Here is a 17,180-nt window from a genome sequence, read left to right on the forward strand (position 1 = left end):
ACTCACCCTTTAAAATTTTGAACCCATTTTCTGGCTCACTTCACCAAGTTCAATATATTTACTTGAACTTAGAAGCCTCATATCGGCATCTGCAATTGTGATTGCTTCAGTGTCCTTGAATTCAGAGGGAACACCTACATAGACCTTAAGCCTGGACATTGCGTCCCTGCCTCTTGCTCTCTTATGGGGCAGCATGCCACGGATAGTCCTCTTAAGGATGCGGTCCGGACGCTTCGGGAAGTAAGGCCCGAATTCCATACTACCTCTCTCCCGGGTTTGCCGGTATTCTTTGAGGGTGGTCGCCCTTGAGCCAGAAATTACAGCTTTTTCAGCGTTTACAATATATATCTCTTCGTCTCCTGAAAGCAACTGTTTTGCAACTGTACTTGCAAGACGTCCTAGAATAAGCCCATTTGCATCGATAACCGTCATCTTCGACACCTCAGCGGAAAATCCGGATACCGGACCCTTTTGGATTTTCATCCATTATCTCTTCGAGACTCAGGCACTTGCCACCGGCTTCAGTGATCTTTTCAACTGCGGAGCCACTGAAGGTTAAAGCCGCAACAGTTACAGGGTGGTCAAGGAGACCTGCGCCCAGCACTTTTCCCGGAATAAGCAGAACATCGTCCTCTGCCGTGTGTCTGTTAATCTTACTTATATTCACAGCCGCATAGTTTCTGGACGGCATCTCAAGACGTCCCGCGATATCCTTCCAGATGGGGGCGGTATTTGTATTTGCCCTCTCCTTCAGGGTAAGAATCAGGGAAACGATTCTTGGATTTGTTTTTCTTGTCAGTTTTACCAGTGATCTTTTACCCAATGTATGTTCCTCCGCAAGATTTGTATAAACCTCACTCACGCGGAAAAAAATTCCCTATCGCGTTCGAACATCGCTATAGCTGCCCCTTTGGAACTTGATCCAGAAGCAGCAAATTTAAAGAACAAGCGATTAGTCGGAATTGGTATGATGTGAATAACATTTCTAGTACATAAAGATTATGTGCATCATTAGTCCTATTTACAAGAATTCCAAATAATAATCTTCTTTTGTCTCTGATATTTTTTTGTTTCTGTTTGCTTATAGTCTCAATCTTCGATTTACTCATTAATTATAATACTTGCTTTTGGAACTAACCTGGAAACTAACTTGTATAGATAGAATGTATTAGATAGAAATTCTATTTTTATAATATTAAACAAATTATACTATCTAGGGAATAATCAGTGTTTAGGGAATCTAGGGAATATAGGGGATAATCAGTTTCAGGAAGGCGGGAAAATCTCGCATACAATTAGTATCCGATCTATAATCAGGCAATATCCGCTCTATAATCAGGCGGCAAATGAAGCTAGAATTCCTTATGAGTGTCACTAATATATTACTGCGCCTGGTACAAAATATGAAATAAGCGGGCAGAAAACCGCAGACAGGAATCCGCAGACAGAAATTCGCAGACAGAAATTCGCAGACAGAAATTCGCAGACAGGAAATGGGTGATATTAGCATGCTGACAGTTATTCAATACCTTCTGGATAGATTAAAGCAACTGGGGATAAGGGATATTTTCGGCGTACCAGGGGACTTTGCATTTCCGATCAACAACGCCATATGTGATGATAAAGAGCTTCGCTGGATAGGCTGCTGCAATGAACTGAACGCTGCTTATGCTGCTGACGGTTATGCTCGTATTAAAGGTATGTCAGCGCTATCTACTACTTTTGGTGTAGGTGAACTTTCCACACTATGCGGTATAGCAGGCTCTTACGCGGAGTACAATCTGGTATTCCATATTGTCGGAATGCCAAAAATACAGTCACAGAAGAAACATGATATAGTGCATCACTCGCTGGGCGACGGAGAATCAAGTATATTTATGGAGATGGCTGCACCAGTAGTATGTGCAAGTACGATGCTTACTCCGGAAAACTGCGTTCAGGAAGTTGAGCGTGTTATCGAAACGGCTCTGGAAAACCACCGTCCTGTCTACATTGCAATACCTCATGACTATGTGAATGCAGATATTTCATCCTTTACGGCACCTGCAAGAAAACCTGTAAAAAGCGATCCTGCAACTCTTGAAGAGGTGGTCTCGATTATTGCAGGTAAACTCTCGAATGCAAAGCAAGCCTGTATTATGCCGGGTTTTCTTGTTGACCGGTTTGGCCTCAAGGACTTATCTATGGCTGTAATTAATGCTTCGGGCTTGCCTTATGTTACTATGGCTCTGGATAAGTCAGTGCTTGACGAGACTAATCCCTCCTACCTGGGATTATATATGGGAAAACTTATCAATCCTGAAATCCGGGAATTTGTGGAATCCTGCGACTGTATCCTTACGATAGGCACTATCCTATCTGATGTTAACACAGGCAAGTTCACGGCTAAGCTGGATAAGTCCCGAATTATCAATATCATGCCTTCAAGTGTCCATATAGGGTATACTGATTATATCAATGTAAAAATGCTTGATGTACTGGAGGAACTCTCCAGAAGGCTTAACAAGCGTACCGATGTCAGTGGCCCTGTTGCCAGCCGTCCCGCCGTTCCCGAGGTAGATGCTGAAGATCCAATAACGGCTGACTATTTATACGCGAAGTATGCGGAGTTCGTTAAGCCTGATGACATAATCATAGCTGACTCAAGCTCATCCTTTTATGGGTTACTGCCCCTACTTTTGCCAGAAGGAACTAAGTTCGAGAACCAGATGCTCTGGGCAGCAATTGGCTGGGCTACTCCAGCTTCCTTTGGCACTGCACTGGCTGCACCTGACAGGCGAGTAATTCTTATTACTGGAGAAGGGTCACACCAGATGACTGCTCAGGAAATCAGCCAGTTTTATCGTCATGGTCTGAAGCCGATTATCTTCGTGCTGAATAATCACGGCTACCTGATAGAAAGAATGCTGTCTGAAAAATTAGATTACTGCTATAATGACCTTGCAGAGTGGCAATATTATAAATTACCGGAGGTTCTCGGCTGCAATGATTGGATTACGAGAAAGGTTACTACCTGCGGGGACCTTGATAAGGTAATGAGAGAGCTGGATAATGCTAAAACAGGCGCATACATAGAAATAGTTACACCGATATTATCGGCTCCCTCGCTTATGGAAAAGATTCACAAAAACTTGTAAAAAGTATAATTTAAGTTTATTATAGAGTTAGGGGAAGTTGTTCCTTCAGACAACTTTTCTCCAATATGTTTGAATAAAATTTAACTGCCTGAGACAACTGCAACTTCTTTTCTTTTTAAGTCGTTTCAGATATCGGTTACCTTCTGTTGAGTAGTTTCAGATATCGGTTATCTTCTGTTGAGTAGTTTCAGATATTGGTTATCTTCTGTTGAGTGGTTTCAGAAATCTATTAATAAGATATGCCAAGTACCGACCTCGAAACCCTGTCATAAATTCCCGAAATGTCACATCCGACCTTTTTTGCTACAATAAGTGCCACGATCCGGATATCCACAAGATAGGAAAGCCGGTCCTGCATGAAATTAATCTCAGAAACCAATTTTTGCCGGCTTATCCCAATGTCTGCGGAGATAAATTCCAGAACTTGCTCAAAGGAAATTTCTTCTTTCATATGCGCTTTTTCTTCAGAACTGTCTGGATTTTCAAGAAAATTCTCCGACGGTTTGAAAGCATGTGGAACCCGGATACTTTCCACATCAAAACCGGGCACAAGAACCCCGGCTTTGAGTATGAGAACACCTGTTTCAAGGGCTTTTTCCTTTACTTTTGAGGCAGTTTTCGGGGAAAACCATTTCAGGTCAAAAGCCAGGGAATACTCAAAATCCTTTTCTGAAAGAGAAGTTGCAAGAGTTTTTTTAAAAGGAGCGGAGACTACGCGTTTAAGTTCTTCCATCAACTGCACCCATAAAAATTGATATGGCACGGAGAGTTTAATTTGATATTGAGAGTATAATATTTTAAGTGTATAATATTGTTGAGAGTATAATATTGTTGAAAGCATAATATTTTAAGTGTGTAATATTGTTGAAAGCATAATATTGTTGAAAGCATAATATTGTTGAAAGCATAATATTGTTGAGAGTATAATATTTTAAGTGTATAATATTATTGGAAAAATGAATATTATTATGAATGTAATATAAACGTTTAAGATAAATAAATCTAAAATCAAGAAATTTAATTAAAGACTCAAAAATTTAAAGTCTCCGGCTCAGGATTTTCTACCCTGAACTTCTGCCGGAGTAAAGTCTTCCTGAAAAGGAAAGTTTAGAGTGTCACAAGTTTGGCATCAAGGATTCCGTCGACTTTCCTGACTTCCTCAAGAATTGGGTCCGAAACTTCGGAGTCTACGTTAAGAACCATCATGGTCACGCCTCCAATTTCTGATCTGCCAACCTGCATGCCTGAAATATTGATATTGTTTTTACCGAGTACCATGCAGCACGGTCCGATAACGTTGGGCCTGTTGATGTGTTTGGCAAAAATCATATGGCCTGCAGGGAAGATATCTACTCTGTCATCATCGACTACGACGATCTTTGGATCGTCTCCGACAACAGTGCCTGCGACCAGCTTTGTCTTGCCGTTGCTGCTAAGTTTGATACTGATAGTTGAAGAGTATTCCTCAGAAGATTCTGATTTACTTTCCACGACTGCAATCATTCTGGACTTTGCAAGAGTGGGTGCATTGACATAGTTAACTCCGGAACCGAGAGCCATTTCAAGCAGCCCTTTGAGAGCCGAGACTGTAAGAGGTCTTGTATCTTTTCCGGAAATCTCTCCATTATATCCGATTTCGACTTTTTCGTAGTTTCCGTCTACGAGCTGCCCTGCAATCTTACCCATAATTTCCGAGAGCCTGATGTAAGGGGCAAGGACTGCCATAGCTTCCGGCTTTACTGAGGGGATATTGATTGCGTTCTTTGCAGATCCGCCTGTGAGGACAGACGCTACTTCCTTTGCAATATCTACTGCCACATTAACCTGGGCTTCCTGTGTAGAGGCACCAAGGTGAGGGGTTACTACAACGTTGTCAAAGTTAAGGAGAGGGCTGTCAAAAGGAGGCTCCTCAATGAAAACGTCTATTGCTGCACCGGCTATTTTTCCGCTTTCAAGAGCTTTTGCCAGAGCTTCTTCGTTGATAATGCCGCCGCGGGCACAGTTGAGAACCCTGGTTGTAGGCTTCATAAGGGCAAACTGCTCTTCATCAAGAATGTTTCTGGTTTCTTTAATAAGAGGAGTGTGCACTGTAATGTAGTCGGCTTCTTTTGCGATTTCATTAACTGTAGCTAGTTTGACACCAAGCTCAATAGCCCTCTTTTCAGAAACAAAAGGATCATACCCCATCAGGTTCATCTCAAGCCCTGAAGCCCTTTTTGCGACTTCGGAACCGATTCTTCCGAGACCTATGACTCCCAGGGTCTTACCTTTGACCTCGACACCTGTGAATTTGCTACGTTTCCATTCTCTGGCTTTCAGGGAAGCATTTGCCTGGGGAATATTCCTGGACATTGCCATCATCATAGCAATTGTGTGCTCTGCTGCCGAAATCATATTGCCTTCGGGAGAGTTAGCCACAATAATGCCTTTCTTTGTAGCTGCATCCACATCCACATTGTCAATTCCGACCCCGGCTCTCCCGATAATTTTCAGGTTGTCGGCAGCTTCGATTATCTTCTGAGTAACATGGGTACCACTGCGTATTACAAGAGCATCGTAATCCTTAATTTTTTTCACCAGCTCCTCTTCGGAAAGCCCGGTGGAAACATCAACCGTAAAGTGTTCTTTTAGAATCTCCAAACCTTCATTGGAGAGTGAGTCGCTGACCAATACTTTCATGTCAATTTCTCCAATTAATACAATAAATATGAGATATTAAATTTTAACAGAGAATACCAATTAACCTAATCACACTTAAGCATTATCACACATATATAAGACTAATCCCTTCTAATTTTATCTATAACGCAGGTTTTCTTTCCCTGCATGGATTCTCCCGCAGACCTTGTAAATCCTCTCTGGGTCCCCTACAGGTTTTGTCAATCCCGGCTCTGGTTTACCCTACAAGCTTTATTATCCCAATCTTAGGTTCGTAACACTGCCCGCCTTCAAGCAGGAAACGGATAACCTCTTCTACAACCTGCTCAGAAATGCCCCGGGATGCTGCAGCATCTATAAAAGCTGCGTAATCAACTCCTTTGCTTCCATCCATTTCCTTAAGCAATTCAAGCACGAATTCCTTCTGGTCAGCTTTAGCATCTGTATTATTTTCAGAATCCAGATCCAGGGCTTTAAGGCCTTCCCTGATGGAAGCCCGAAGTAGTTTTACAAATTCAGCAGGAGAGCGCTCCCTTTCAAGCGCAATTACAATCCCTTCCGTATGCTCGGAAGAAATGCCTTTCTCCAAAAGGTATTCCCGAAGTTTTTCTCCACGATATCCTTTGGTCAGAGCGTCCGAGAAGGCTTCGAGTCTCTCAACAGTCTGTTCTGCGGTATCCACGACCCATCTGTTGCGGATTTCTTCATCCACTACATTTACCTCTTCAGCCCGAATAGAAACAAAAACCGATCCGGGTTCGGGTTCATAGGTCCTGGCTTTTCCTGTAAGGGCAATAAAAGCAGGAACCTGTACTGTTGACAAAAAGATCGAAGCCTCAGGCTGGTATTGTCCTGCATATACAGTAAAAGCCCCTGTGGGGTCAACTATTCTCGCTTTCCACATCTCGCTCTGTGTCCCGATGTTGTCAAGTTCTGTGACCACTCCAACCACGAAAACACGATTGAGAATAAGCCCCAGAGGGCTAATAAGCAGGTTTGGAGTTTTTGAATCTGCAGCTTCCGAGTCAGTACGTTCGGTTTTTTCAAGTTCTCTGCAGGCTTCGAATTCTCTTGCAAAAACTCTTTTTGCGACCTCTCGTTTAAGCAAGTTCGATTCCTCCCCTGGAAACCTGTGAATTTTTATCCTGTCCGTCCTCCTCATCCGGCCCGAGCCTGCGAAGGAGTTCAACTACTCTCACTGCAAGATCCTCTTCAGGTACCCAGGCATTTTCAGCTACGAAAGAAATCCCAAATTCATTTTTTGAAGAGTTTCCGCGTACTGCAAGATAGCGGCCCGTAAGAAAACGCCTTAAATCTTCATAGACTGCATCTTTTGAGACATCCGAGAACATTAGCTGTTCGGCTTCCTCAAGAGTTTTTCCATAGATAATTTCCGCAAGTTCCCTTGGAAACATAACTGACACGGAACCGGTTCCATCATCCATTATGGCTTTGATTCGCATGTCCCATACGCCTTCGACCTTCCCGTGCACTCTGCAATTTCCTTTCTGGATTACACGACTGCATTCAGGGCAGCGGGAGATAATGCCTGAACCGGGCCTGACTGAAACCAGGTTGCCTGCTACGGACACGTCAAACATGCTGTCTCTTGAATTTATCTCCTGGATTTTGATAGGCGCAGGATCTTTTGATGCGGATTCGAAGGTAAATGCAAGTTTTCCGACTTCGTCGGGACCAATAGAAGAAACTTTTGTGCTGTTCAGGATATTTACTGATGGCATTCCCCTGAACATCCGCACCTGAGCTCCTTCGATTCGGATAATACTCCCTATATCTATTCCAGGCAGTTCGATCCAGGCCGTAAAAGGCATCCTACCTGTCTCGTCCGCAAGCACGCCAGAGACCACTCTGGACTGGCGTCCCTTTACAAGGATTTCTCTGTATGAAAGCTGAAGCACGCAGGCTATTGTATCTACGGAAAAATCCACAGCTCCTATGTCAATTAACTTTTTTTTCTGGCTTGCTGAAAGTTCGGACAAAGGGGGGAGCAAAGAGTCCGAAATTTTCAACACAGGAGATTGTTCCCCTATAGAAAGCCTGATACGGTTCTGCCAGATTCGGACATAGGCATTTTTGATGTTAATCACATCTCCAATTGAACCTGGCAGTTCCTTCCAGGACGAAAACAGAACTGCCCCGGTTTCGTCCGCAAGAACTCCGGTATAAAGCCTGGAAGGTTTTTCCTGAGTTCCTGCCTGCGGGTGGATTGATTTTTCCCCGAGGTCCAGAATCCTGCCTGTAAGCTCAAAATTCTTAAGGTTGGCAGATAGATCTTTTACTTTCAAAACTTTCCTTTTTCCTCCAAACTTGCGGAGGATACTCTCTTTTGCGACATCAGGCGGGACACGAAAAGCGATGAGTTTCTCAAACTCTGCCCTGATGCCAGTCTTTTCAAGGTCTCCAAGCGCCCTGGTTAACTCTTGAAGGTGGGGCGCAATCTTCTCATCCATTTTTAGGCCTCCATTCGAGACAATTATAAAACAATAATTTCCGTGTAATATATAACAAATTTCCGTGTAATATATAACAATAATTTCCGTGTAATATATAACAATAATTTCCGTGTAATATCAGATTTTACAGTATTTAAGACTTTAATTGATGATTAATTTCTTTTATCAGAGGATATTGAACTATTATTTAAGGATAGCTGTTTATAATTTTTTATTCCCAAAGGTATATTAATTTAGGGATAAAATTACTTCCTTGACAAAGTATTGAGAGAGCTTTTTCCTAAAAACAATAAAAAACTTGGAAAAGGCAGGCTTTCTTTTTTCTAAAGAGTTAAAGCCTGATTAAAGAAAACGGTAGCTTCAAAATGTAAAGGAAGGACTAGTATGAGAAGAATAAAAAGACAGAATTTCAGAGCTTTTAAGCTGACAGCACTTGCGATTACTCTGGCAGTTCTCTTCACTTGCTCTGCCTCCTCGGCCGCGAATTTAAGGGTAAGTTCAGCAACTGAAGGAGACTATATTTCCATACAAGCCGCAATCGATGAAGCAGAAACCGGAGACACGATTTTTGTAAGCCCTGGAACCTATGTTGAAAATCTCAAAATAAATAAGCAAGTCTATATCTGGTCGGAATCCAGAAAGCCAGAGGAAACTGTGATAAGGGCAGCCGATCCCACGAAAAGCGCTGTTGAAATCAGTGTGGATAGGGCATCTTTTAGCGGATTTGCCATTGAGGGTTCGGAAAAAGCAGGAATCTTGCTTACAGGAGTTAAAAGTTGTTACATTAACAACAATAGAGTTCAGGGAGCCGAATATGGCATTCTTCTCAAAGGTTCTGACAGCAATACCATAAGCAATAATCTCATTACCCTTGACGAAAAAGGAATAAGACTCGAAAGCTCAAACTCAAATGATATCATTGACAATACAATTGCCTATAATTACGGTCCTGGAATCTCACTTGAGGCAAGCAGCAAGAATTATATCTATAATAATTACTTCAAAAACGCCGAAAATGTGGAAGAAAAAGCTGCAAACGCAGAAAATCTCTGGCAAAGCCCACTCAAAGCAAAACAGAATATTGTCCGGGGCCCTTACATAGGAGGGAACTTCTGGGCTGACCTTGAAGGTAAAGGTTACAGCGAAACCGGTATGGACGAAAACAGCAATGGTATTTGCGATACCGCATATAACATCACAGGCGGAGGAACCGATAATTACCCGCTCTTCCCAAAAGTTCCAAATGCCGTTAAAGTCCTTGAAAGCAATCTGAATGCCAGTGCTTATGAGCAGGGCCTGGACGATATGGTAAAAGTAACCAGTTCCAAAACCACTGTAAACAAAACCGATGAAGCTGCAGAATCGGCAGCCAAAAATGCTACCAATGAAAACGCTACTGATGAAAATGCTACCAATGAAGAGGGTTCAAGAGAAAAAGAATCGCCTGGTCCTGGGCTTGGAATTTTGGGGCTGACCATGGGAGCGGCTTATTTCCTGAAGAGGAACCGGTGAAGAAAATAGAAAAACTAATCTAAATTGGAAAATGCATAAACACACTAATGTAATATTCAAAGTTGGAACCAGGTTAAGAACAGGCAGAAGAATCCGAAAAAAAGTTGAGAGATAGTTAAGAAAAAGCTCAAGAAAAAGCCGAAAATAAATTAAGAAAACTTGAGAGAAAGTTGAGGGTATAATCGCGAAAAGGATAGCAGGTTTTATGGGGCAGCAACTATAAAATGTAAAAGAATAACCGTCCCAAATTCCTATGAATAAGGAACACAGGTTTATCTTTTCAAAATTTGATCCGTAAAGATTTGATCCGTAAAGATTTGATCCGTAAAGATTTGATCCGTAAAGATTTGATCCGTAAAGATTTGATCCGTAAAGATTTGATCCGTAAAGATTTGATCCGTAAAGATTTGATCCGTAAAGATTTGATCCGTAATCATATACCCTTTAGCTTTTCTCTTTTTCTCGCTCTCCCTTGTTCTTTATCTGGTGTTTTTGTCAGTAAACTGAACCTTCAGCAGTTTATGCGCTGGATTCTGTTTGTTAAGGAGGTTCAGTATCCAAAACTCCATTTCCATTTAGTCTTTTTTCCTGTGCTTTTGTCAGTAAAGACAACATTTAACGGGTTTTTTCCTGAGAGTAGCGAGCCTTTGAAGTTTGCAACAGAAATTAGATGTTAATTAGATGTTATGTTGTGGCAGAACTTATAAACTGCCCGAATGCAGCAGGCTCTTTTCCCACCGTCACTGTAGCTGTAACTTTGTTTGTGGCTGTATTAATTACAGAGACAGCTCCGCTTGTTTCTTTTGCCACATATGCCTTAGTCCCGTCCGGACTGAAAGCAATCCCTAATGGATAACTTCCCACCGTCACTGTGGCTGTAACCTTGTTTGTAGCTGTGTTAATCACAGAAACAGTACCATCTCCATAGTTTGTCACATATACCTTTGTTCCGGCCGGGTTTACTGCAATTCCCCACGGATATTTTCCTACAGTCACCGTGGCAGTAACCTTATTTTTTGTTGTGTCAATTACAGAAACGTCGTACTCGTTCGTCACATATACCTTTGTTCCCGCCGGATTAACTGCAACTCCGGTAGGGAGATTTCCTACTTTTATTGTGGCTATAGCCTTGTTTGTTGATGTGTCAATTACAGAAACAGTGTTATCAAGGGAATTCGCCACATATACTTTTGTTCCTGGCGGGTTAACTGCAACTCCGCAAGGGTAATTTCCGACAGACACTGTAGCTGTAACTTTGTTGCTTGTAGTGTCAATTACAGAGACGGTCTTACTGCCTTCATTTGCTACATATACCTTTGTTCCCGCCGGGTTAATTGCAACTCCCCAGGGCTTTTTTCCTACACTCACTGTAGCTGCAACCTTGTTTGTTGCAGTGTTAATTACGGAGACAACACCACTTGCTTCTTTCGATACATATACCTTAGTTCCAGCGGGGTTTACTGCAACTCCATAAGGATATTTTCCTACGTTTATCGTGGCTGTAACTTTGTTTGTTGTGATGTCAATTACAGAGACAGTGGTGCTGCCGCTATTCGTAATGTAGGCATATTTAGCCGTGCTCGAAGTATTTTGTGCAGTAGCTATCGATATAGTAGATAATGTTAAAATTAAAAATAAAACAATGGTTGTTGAAGCTAAAGCTACTGAACAGAATTTTTTGTCCATTTTCATTGTCTTACTCCTTATGTTTCGTCCTGCATTCAGCAAGTAAATTCTTTTTCCAAACATTTTCATTGATAGCGTTTTTTTGGGAACTTGCATTCTATCCCATACTAAATTGCTGTAAAAATGGCCTGATGTTTTTTATGATGGCGCATGGGCCATATGTTAACACATGTTAAATACAGGGCAAATTAATAGGGTGTTTGAAAAGCGCTATTCTGATATCCTCTTCATTTCAAGGGAATATTATAACCAAAAAACCCATAATAATTTTATTACATGTTTTGAAAGTTGAATTAGTGTCTTAATTTATTTTGTAAACTTGAGTAATTTTTTAAACTTCCAGTACATATATGAAACCTATTTTTTCCCGTACAGTTTGAAGAGGATACCTATCCTAAAAAATATCCAAATTTAATGTCGATCTGCCGAATACAGGTTTTGTTGTTCTAAAACTCAGTTCCAAAATTTAGTCGTTTTTCTTTTTTGGTTTTGTAGAAAACATATCTAAATCAGTTTCAATAGGCTCTGAACTAAATATATAAAAGCGTATCAGGTAATTCAATTTTAACAATTGAAAGTTCTTGACTTCAAAGGATTTCTACATAACCACGCTTTTTAATAAACAGATTGAACCGGAGTTTCTAAAATCATGAAAATCGGGATATAACTATAGATAATCTGCAGGCCTAATAAAAAATTTATTAAGTACCTGAACCATGTAGTTCAATTTTAGCATCATCCCATCTTGAAATGGTCCACAGTCTGTACTTATATCGTTTCCACTTTTTCTTGAAGAATCATTATAGGGGTTCTCGTTATACCGATCATTATTAGATTCTTCATGGCGGTAAATTATCTTTTTTGTTCCACGATTACAGATTTATTCTATATTTAGATTTTTTATATTAAAAAGTTTCTAATTCTTGTCCAAAAACTTCGTTTCAAGTTGCCATTTTTGTTTAATGTGTTGTTTGATGCGGTTTTATGCTGAAAGTTGAAGTTTCATCACTCAGAGTTTCATCACTCAGAGTTTCATCACTCAGAGTTTCATCACTCAGAGTTTCATCACTCAGAGTTTCATCACTCAGAGTTTCATCACTCAGAGTTTCATCACTCAGAGTTTCATCACTCAGAGTTTCATCACTCAGAGTTTCATCACTCAGAGTTTCATCACTCAGAGTTTCATCACTCAGAGTTTCATCACTCAGAGTTTCATCACTCAGAGTTTCATCACTCAGAGTTTCATCACTCAGAGTTTCATCACTCAGAAAAAGATTAAGGTACAGGGAACAAAAAAACCTGGTATTAATTCTAAAACGGAATAAGAGAAAACAGAATTATGGTCTGTTTCGGTCACTCACTATGATTCTTCTGTTGTGACTGAAACAGACCTTTGCGTTTATTACGTTTAACCTTTACTTTTTATTATTTTTTAATTTAACATTTATTCGTTTTCAGAGTATATTCCCGGTCTTGTATTTGTTGTCACTGTTATGTAATTTGTCTTCGTTACAGTATTGCCGCCTGCCACATTGCTTACTGTAAGTGTAACCTTATATTTTCCTTCCTGTAGATACTGATGTTCTGGATTCTGTTCTCTTGAAGTTGTCCCGTCTCCAAAACTCCATTTCCATCTGGTCGGTATTCCTGAACTTTTGTCCGTAAATTCGACGGTTAATGGTGCTTTTCCTGAGGTCGGAGATGCAGAGAATGCAGCAACTGGTTTTGTTACCACTTTTACATAATCTGTTTTTGTTAACGTATTACTGCCTTTAGCATTTGTTGCTGTAAGTTTAACAGTATAACTCCCTACTTTGGAATATTTATGCGTTGGATTCTGTTTGGTTGAAGTTGTTCCATCTCCAAAATCCCATTTCCATTTCGTTGGTGTTCCGGTGCTTGTGTCAGTAAACTTAACGTTTAATGGTGCCTTTCCTTCAGTGGGTTTTGCGGAAAAATTTGCGAAAGGACCTGGTGAGAGAGTGGCTATAAACTGTCCGAAAGCAACCGGACTACTTCCTACATCTACCGTAGCTGTAACAGTATTTGTTGCTGTGTCAATTTCCGAGACAGTGTAGCTGCCAGAGTTCGCCACATATACCTTTGTTCCGTCTGGTATGAATGCAATTCCAATTGGAGAACTTCCTACAGGCACCGTGGCTGTAACAGTATTTGTAGCTGTGTCAATGACTGAGACAGTATCACTGCCAAAGTTCGTAACATATACCTTTGTTCCAGACGGGTTGACAGCAACTTCCCAGGGCAAGCTTTCTACAGTTACCGTATCTGTAACAGTATTTGTTGCTGTGTCAATTACAGAGACAGTGTCATAGTTCGTCACATATGCCTTTGCTCCATCCGGGGTTATTGCAACCCCACTAGGGTCATCTCCTACAGACACAGTGGCTGTAACTGTATTTGTTGCAGTGTCAATTACAGAAACAGTGCTGTCATATTCGTTTACCACATATGCTTTTGTTCCATCCGGGCTGACTGTAACTCCCAGGGGACCGGATCCTACAGACACTGTAGCTGTAATAGTATTTGTTGCTGCGTCAATTACGGAGACAGTGTTACTACCCAGGTTTGTCACATATACCTTTGTTCCTGCCGGATTGACTGCAACTCCTTCAGGGATGATTCCTACAGGCACTGTGGCTGTAACAGTATTTGTAGCTATGTCAATTACGGAGACAGTTCCTTCACCGGTAGCGATATGCTCTTCTGTTTTTGTACTTAATGCCGATTTTGTGGCAATTTGCTCTGAAATGGCACTATCATAATTCTCTTCATATAAGTTCGTCACATATGCTTTTGTTCTTGCCGGGTTGACTGCAACTCCAAATGGGTTGGACCCTACATCCACCGTTGCTTTTACAGTGTTTGTAGCTGTGTCAATTACAGAGACACTGTTGCTGTACCGGTTCGTAATATATGCACATGGAGCCGTTGTCGAAGCACTTTGCACAGTAGCTGCCGATACTGTAGAAGAAATGAGAATTAAAAATAAAATTAGAGCTGCTGATGCTAAAACTACTGAATGCAATTTTTTGTCAGTTTTCATTTTTCTACTCCATCATCTCTCACTTATAGACTTACGCACTTGAAGAACAAAATCAATTACATCAACGACTGTGGATTAAAATCACGTTTTAAACAGTTATCCGCCTGTTGCGCTTGATTTTTCAGTTCAACTGCGTAAGTCCGAACTTATTTTGCAATTATAAAATGTGAATAACTCACATAGTTTACATTTTTAAACTTTTTCATTTGAATCTAAGCTTTATACAAATATTTGATTTTAGCTGATTTGTTTTGGGAAGACGTATAGGGTCTCAGTAAATTTGTGCAGAAATAGCCGAGTTTTTTCTGCATAAAATAGTATAGCATTTAAGGAAAGCATTTAAGGAAAGCATTTAAGGAAAGCATTAAGCGTTTCAAATGAACTTGTAAAATTATATCGTAATATCCAGTTATTCTAATCACAACCAGGTGGGTAACTCTGAAATATGGTCAAACAAGGCTAAAGGGTTAATTTTGTCAGATTTGATTAATTATTCGCATTACCCCTTAGCCTTTACTTTTTGTTGTTTTTTAATTTAGGATTTATTCACTTTCAGAGTATATTCCCGGTCTTGTATTTGTTGTCACTGTTATGTAATTTGTTTTAGTTACAGTACTGCCGCCTGCTACATTGCTTACTGTAAGTGTAACCTTATATTTTCCTTCCTGTAAATACTCATGTTCTGGATTCTGTTCCCTTGAAATTGTCCCGTCTCCAAAACTCCATTTCCACTTGGTCGGTATTCCTGTACTTTTATCCGTAAAAGCGACAGTTAACGGAGCTTTTCCTGAGGTTGGTGTCGCAGAAAATGCAGCAACAGGTTTTGTTACCACATTTATATAGCCTGTTTTTGTTATTGTGTTACCGCCTTTAGCATTTGTAGCTGTAAGTTTAACAGTATAACTCCCTATTTTGGAATACTTATGCTTCGGATTCTGCTGGGTTGAAGTTGCTCCATCTCCAAAATCCCATTTCCATTTGGTCGGATCTCCTGTACTGGTGTCAGTAAAAGCAACCGTTAATGGTGCTTTTCCTTCGGTGGGTTTTGCAGAAAAATTTGCGAAAGGACCTGGTTTCTGCGGACATATAAACTGCCCGAAAGCAGCTGGAGCTTCTCCTACATCAACAGTAGCTATAATATTATTTGTTGCTGCGTCAATTACAGAGACAGTATTGCTTCCAGAGTTCGCCACATATACCTTTGTTCCATCCGGATTGGTTGCAACTCCGTAAGGGCCCCTCCCTACAAACACCGTGGCTGTAACTATATTTGTGGCAGTGTCAATTACAGAGAGAGTGCCATCATCGTAGTTCGTCACATATACCCTTGTTCCTGCCGGGTTGACCGCAACTCCCAAATTCGAGCCTCCTACAGGCACAGTGGCTGTCACCGTGTTTGTTGCAGTGTCAATTACAGAAACAGTGCTGCTGCCGGCGTTTGATACGTATACCTTAGCTCCATCCGGTGTGACTGCAACTCCAAAAGGATAGTCTCCTACAGGCACAGTGGCTGTAACAGTATTTGTGGCAGTGTCAATTATAGAGACGTCACTACCGTATAAATTTGTCACGTATGCCTTTTTTCCATCCGGTGTGACTACAACTCCTGTGGGCCCGCTTCCTACGTTCACCATGGCTGTAACAGTATTTGTGGCGGTGTCAATTACAGAGACAATATCACTGCCGCGATTCGCTACATATGCCTTTTTTCCATCCGGGGTTATTGCAACTCCAACTGGAGAACTTTCAACAGGCACCGTGGCTATAAGAGTATTTGTAGCTGTGTCGATTACGGAGACAGTCCCTTCACCGGTCTCCACATGTTCGTCTGTTCCTTTTACTAATATTAATTTTGGATCAATTACGTTTGAGAGAGTATTTTCATAGTTATCCAGATAAAAGTTCGCCACATATACCCTTGTCCCCTCCGGGTTGACCGCAACTCCGGCAGGGTGGTTTCCTGCAGGTACGGTAGCTGTGACAGTGTTTGTGTCTGTGTCAATTATGGAAACACTACTACCGAATTCGTTTGTAATATACGCGTACGTCCCTGTAGACGAAGCACTTTGCTCACTATCGGCCGATGCTGCAGATGAAACGAGAACTAAAAACAAAATTAAAGCTAACGATATTAAGGTTATTGAATGTAATTTTTTGTTAGTTTTCATTTATCCTACTCCTGTATCTTTCGTCACCTTTACGTTTTTAATGTGCCTTTTGTCCTTACATGTATGGGGTCATTTTGCTAATGGCTGGTTGCAAAAATATGTTTGCTGAAAAGTAAAAAATTTGCCTAATTTACCCAAAATAGTAATATTTTGTCCTTATATAAAGCACTTTCCAAAATTATTATATTACTATTATTATTCATTATTTGATCTGTAAAAACTACTTCAATATCGATATTTCCTCAATGTTTCTCATTAAAACAGTTCATGTCTTAGTATTATTGGTTTTATTCCCAAATCAGGAAGAGTTTCAAAATTATTTTTCAGGATCAAAAGTCCTATTGAGAATCCAGAATATGATATTCAGAGAATAAATATTGAGTTTTGGGATCAGCTCATTATGTAAGGAAGAGACTGGTTGAAGCCGATTAGCATAGAAATACCTGGTATTTCAGCACAAAAACATGATACGAAAACATTG

The 17,180-nt window shown here is 40.7% G+C and carries 13 protein-coding genes and 1 pseudogene; 4 read left to right on the plus strand and 10 right to left on the minus strand.

What is annotated here, in order from left to right; all coding sequences use genetic code 11:
• Positions 1-9: 9 nt before the first annotated feature.
• Positions 10-432 carry a 50S ribosomal protein L13 gene (locus MSVAZ_RS02860; RefSeq protein WP_048117815.1) on the minus strand — a complete coding sequence of 141 codons (423 nt, stop codon included), beginning with the start codon at positions 430-432 and terminating at the stop codon, positions 10-12.
• 10 nt (positions 433-442) lie between these two features.
• Positions 443-823, minus strand: coding sequence for a 50S ribosomal protein L18e (locus MSVAZ_RS02865; protein WP_048123592.1), 381 nt, complete (start codon positions 821-823; stop codon positions 443-445).
• A gap of 670 nt (positions 824-1,493) precedes the next feature.
• Here MSVAZ_RS02865 and MSVAZ_RS02875 point away from each other — a divergent pair.
• The gene (locus tag MSVAZ_RS02875) at positions 1,494-3,137 is read left to right on the plus strand and encodes an alpha-keto acid decarboxylase family protein (RefSeq protein ID WP_232316194.1); all 1,644 of its coding nucleotides are present in this window, start codon (positions 1,494-1,496) and stop codon (positions 3,135-3,137) included.
• Between the two features lie 229 nt (positions 3,138-3,366).
• On the opposite strand, the gene MSVAZ_RS02880 is transcribed toward MSVAZ_RS02875, so the two are convergent.
• From MSVAZ_RS02880 to MSVAZ_RS02895, 4 genes are all read right to left on the minus strand, one after another.
• Positions 3,367-3,870 carry a DUF2240 family protein gene (locus MSVAZ_RS02880; RefSeq protein ID WP_048117823.1) on the minus strand — a complete coding sequence of 168 codons (504 nt, stop codon included), beginning with the start codon at positions 3,868-3,870 and terminating at the stop codon, positions 3,367-3,369.
• Between the two features lie 374 nt (positions 3,871-4,244).
• Positions 4,245-5,816 (minus strand): phosphoglycerate dehydrogenase, encoded by a 1,572-nt coding sequence (serA, locus tag MSVAZ_RS02885; protein ID WP_048117825.1) that lies wholly within the window; start codon positions 5,814-5,816, stop codon positions 4,245-4,247.
• A 217-nt stretch (positions 5,817-6,033) separates the two neighbouring features.
• A complete protein-coding gene (locus tag MSVAZ_RS02890) occupies positions 6,034-6,903 on the minus strand; it encodes an RPA family protein (protein ID WP_048117828.1) in 870 nt (289 codons plus the stop codon).
• A complete protein-coding gene (locus MSVAZ_RS02895) occupies positions 6,896-8,266 on the minus strand; it encodes a Single-stranded DNA binding protein (protein WP_048117834.1) in 1,371 nt (456 codons plus the stop codon). The genes MSVAZ_RS02890 and MSVAZ_RS02895 overlap by 8 nt, the downstream gene beginning before the upstream one ends.
• A 387-nt stretch (positions 8,267-8,653) precedes the next feature.
• Between MSVAZ_RS02895 and MSVAZ_RS02900 the strand changes: the two genes are divergently transcribed.
• On the plus strand, positions 8,654-9,781 hold the full coding sequence (locus MSVAZ_RS02900; protein ID WP_048117836.1) for a right-handed parallel beta-helix repeat-containing protein: 1,128 nt from the start codon (positions 8,654-8,656) through the stop codon (positions 9,779-9,781).
• On the opposite strand, the pseudogene MSVAZ_RS21735 reads toward MSVAZ_RS02900, so the two are convergent.
• Positions 9,695-10,162: pseudogene (locus tag MSVAZ_RS21735) on the minus strand (pentapeptide repeat-containing protein); the annotation flags it as partial. The gene MSVAZ_RS02900 and the pseudogene MSVAZ_RS21735 overlap by 87 nt on opposite strands.
• Between MSVAZ_RS21735 and MSVAZ_RS21000 the strand changes: the two are divergent.
• Positions 10,084-10,458 carry a hypothetical protein gene (locus tag MSVAZ_RS21000; RefSeq protein ID WP_232316195.1) on the plus strand — a complete coding sequence of 125 codons (375 nt, stop codon included), beginning with the start codon at positions 10,084-10,086 and terminating at the stop codon, positions 10,456-10,458. The pseudogene MSVAZ_RS21735 and the gene MSVAZ_RS21000 overlap by 79 nt on opposite strands.
• A 7-nt stretch (positions 10,459-10,465) precedes the next feature.
• Here MSVAZ_RS21000 and MSVAZ_RS02905 read toward each other — a convergent pair whose 3' ends face one another.
• Positions 10,466-11,473 carry a beta-propeller fold lactonase family protein gene (locus MSVAZ_RS02905; protein WP_052727856.1) on the minus strand — a complete coding sequence of 336 codons (1,008 nt, stop codon included), beginning with the start codon at positions 11,471-11,473 and terminating at the stop codon, positions 10,466-10,468.
• Positions 11,474-12,451: 978 nt separating this feature from the next.
• Here MSVAZ_RS02905 and MSVAZ_RS19120 point away from each other — a divergent pair.
• The gene (locus tag MSVAZ_RS19120; RefSeq protein WP_232316196.1) at positions 12,452-12,847 is read left to right on the plus strand and encodes a hypothetical protein; all 396 of its coding nucleotides are present in this window, start codon (positions 12,452-12,454) and stop codon (positions 12,845-12,847) included.
• A 64-nt stretch (positions 12,848-12,911) separates the two neighbouring features.
• Here the strand turns inward: MSVAZ_RS19120 and MSVAZ_RS02910 are convergent, their stop codons facing one another.
• Together MSVAZ_RS02910 and MSVAZ_RS18655 are read right to left on the minus strand one after the other, a co-directional pair.
• The gene (locus MSVAZ_RS02910; RefSeq protein WP_052727857.1) at positions 12,912-14,531 is read right to left on the minus strand and encodes a PKD domain-containing protein; all 1,620 of its coding nucleotides are present in this window, start codon (positions 14,529-14,531) and stop codon (positions 12,912-12,914) included.
• A 542-nt stretch (positions 14,532-15,073) separates the two neighbouring features.
• Positions 15,074-16,699 carry a PKD domain-containing protein gene (locus tag MSVAZ_RS18655; protein WP_052727858.1) on the minus strand — a complete coding sequence of 542 codons (1,626 nt, stop codon included), beginning with the start codon at positions 16,697-16,699 and terminating at the stop codon, positions 15,074-15,076.
• Between the last annotated feature and the right edge of the window lie 481 nt (positions 16,700-17,180).

Origin of the sequence: Methanosarcina vacuolata Z-761 (genome assembly GCF_000969905.1) — an archaeon.
Classification (GTDB): Archaea; Halobacteriota; Methanosarcinia; order Methanosarcinales; family Methanosarcinaceae; genus Methanosarcina; species Methanosarcina vacuolata.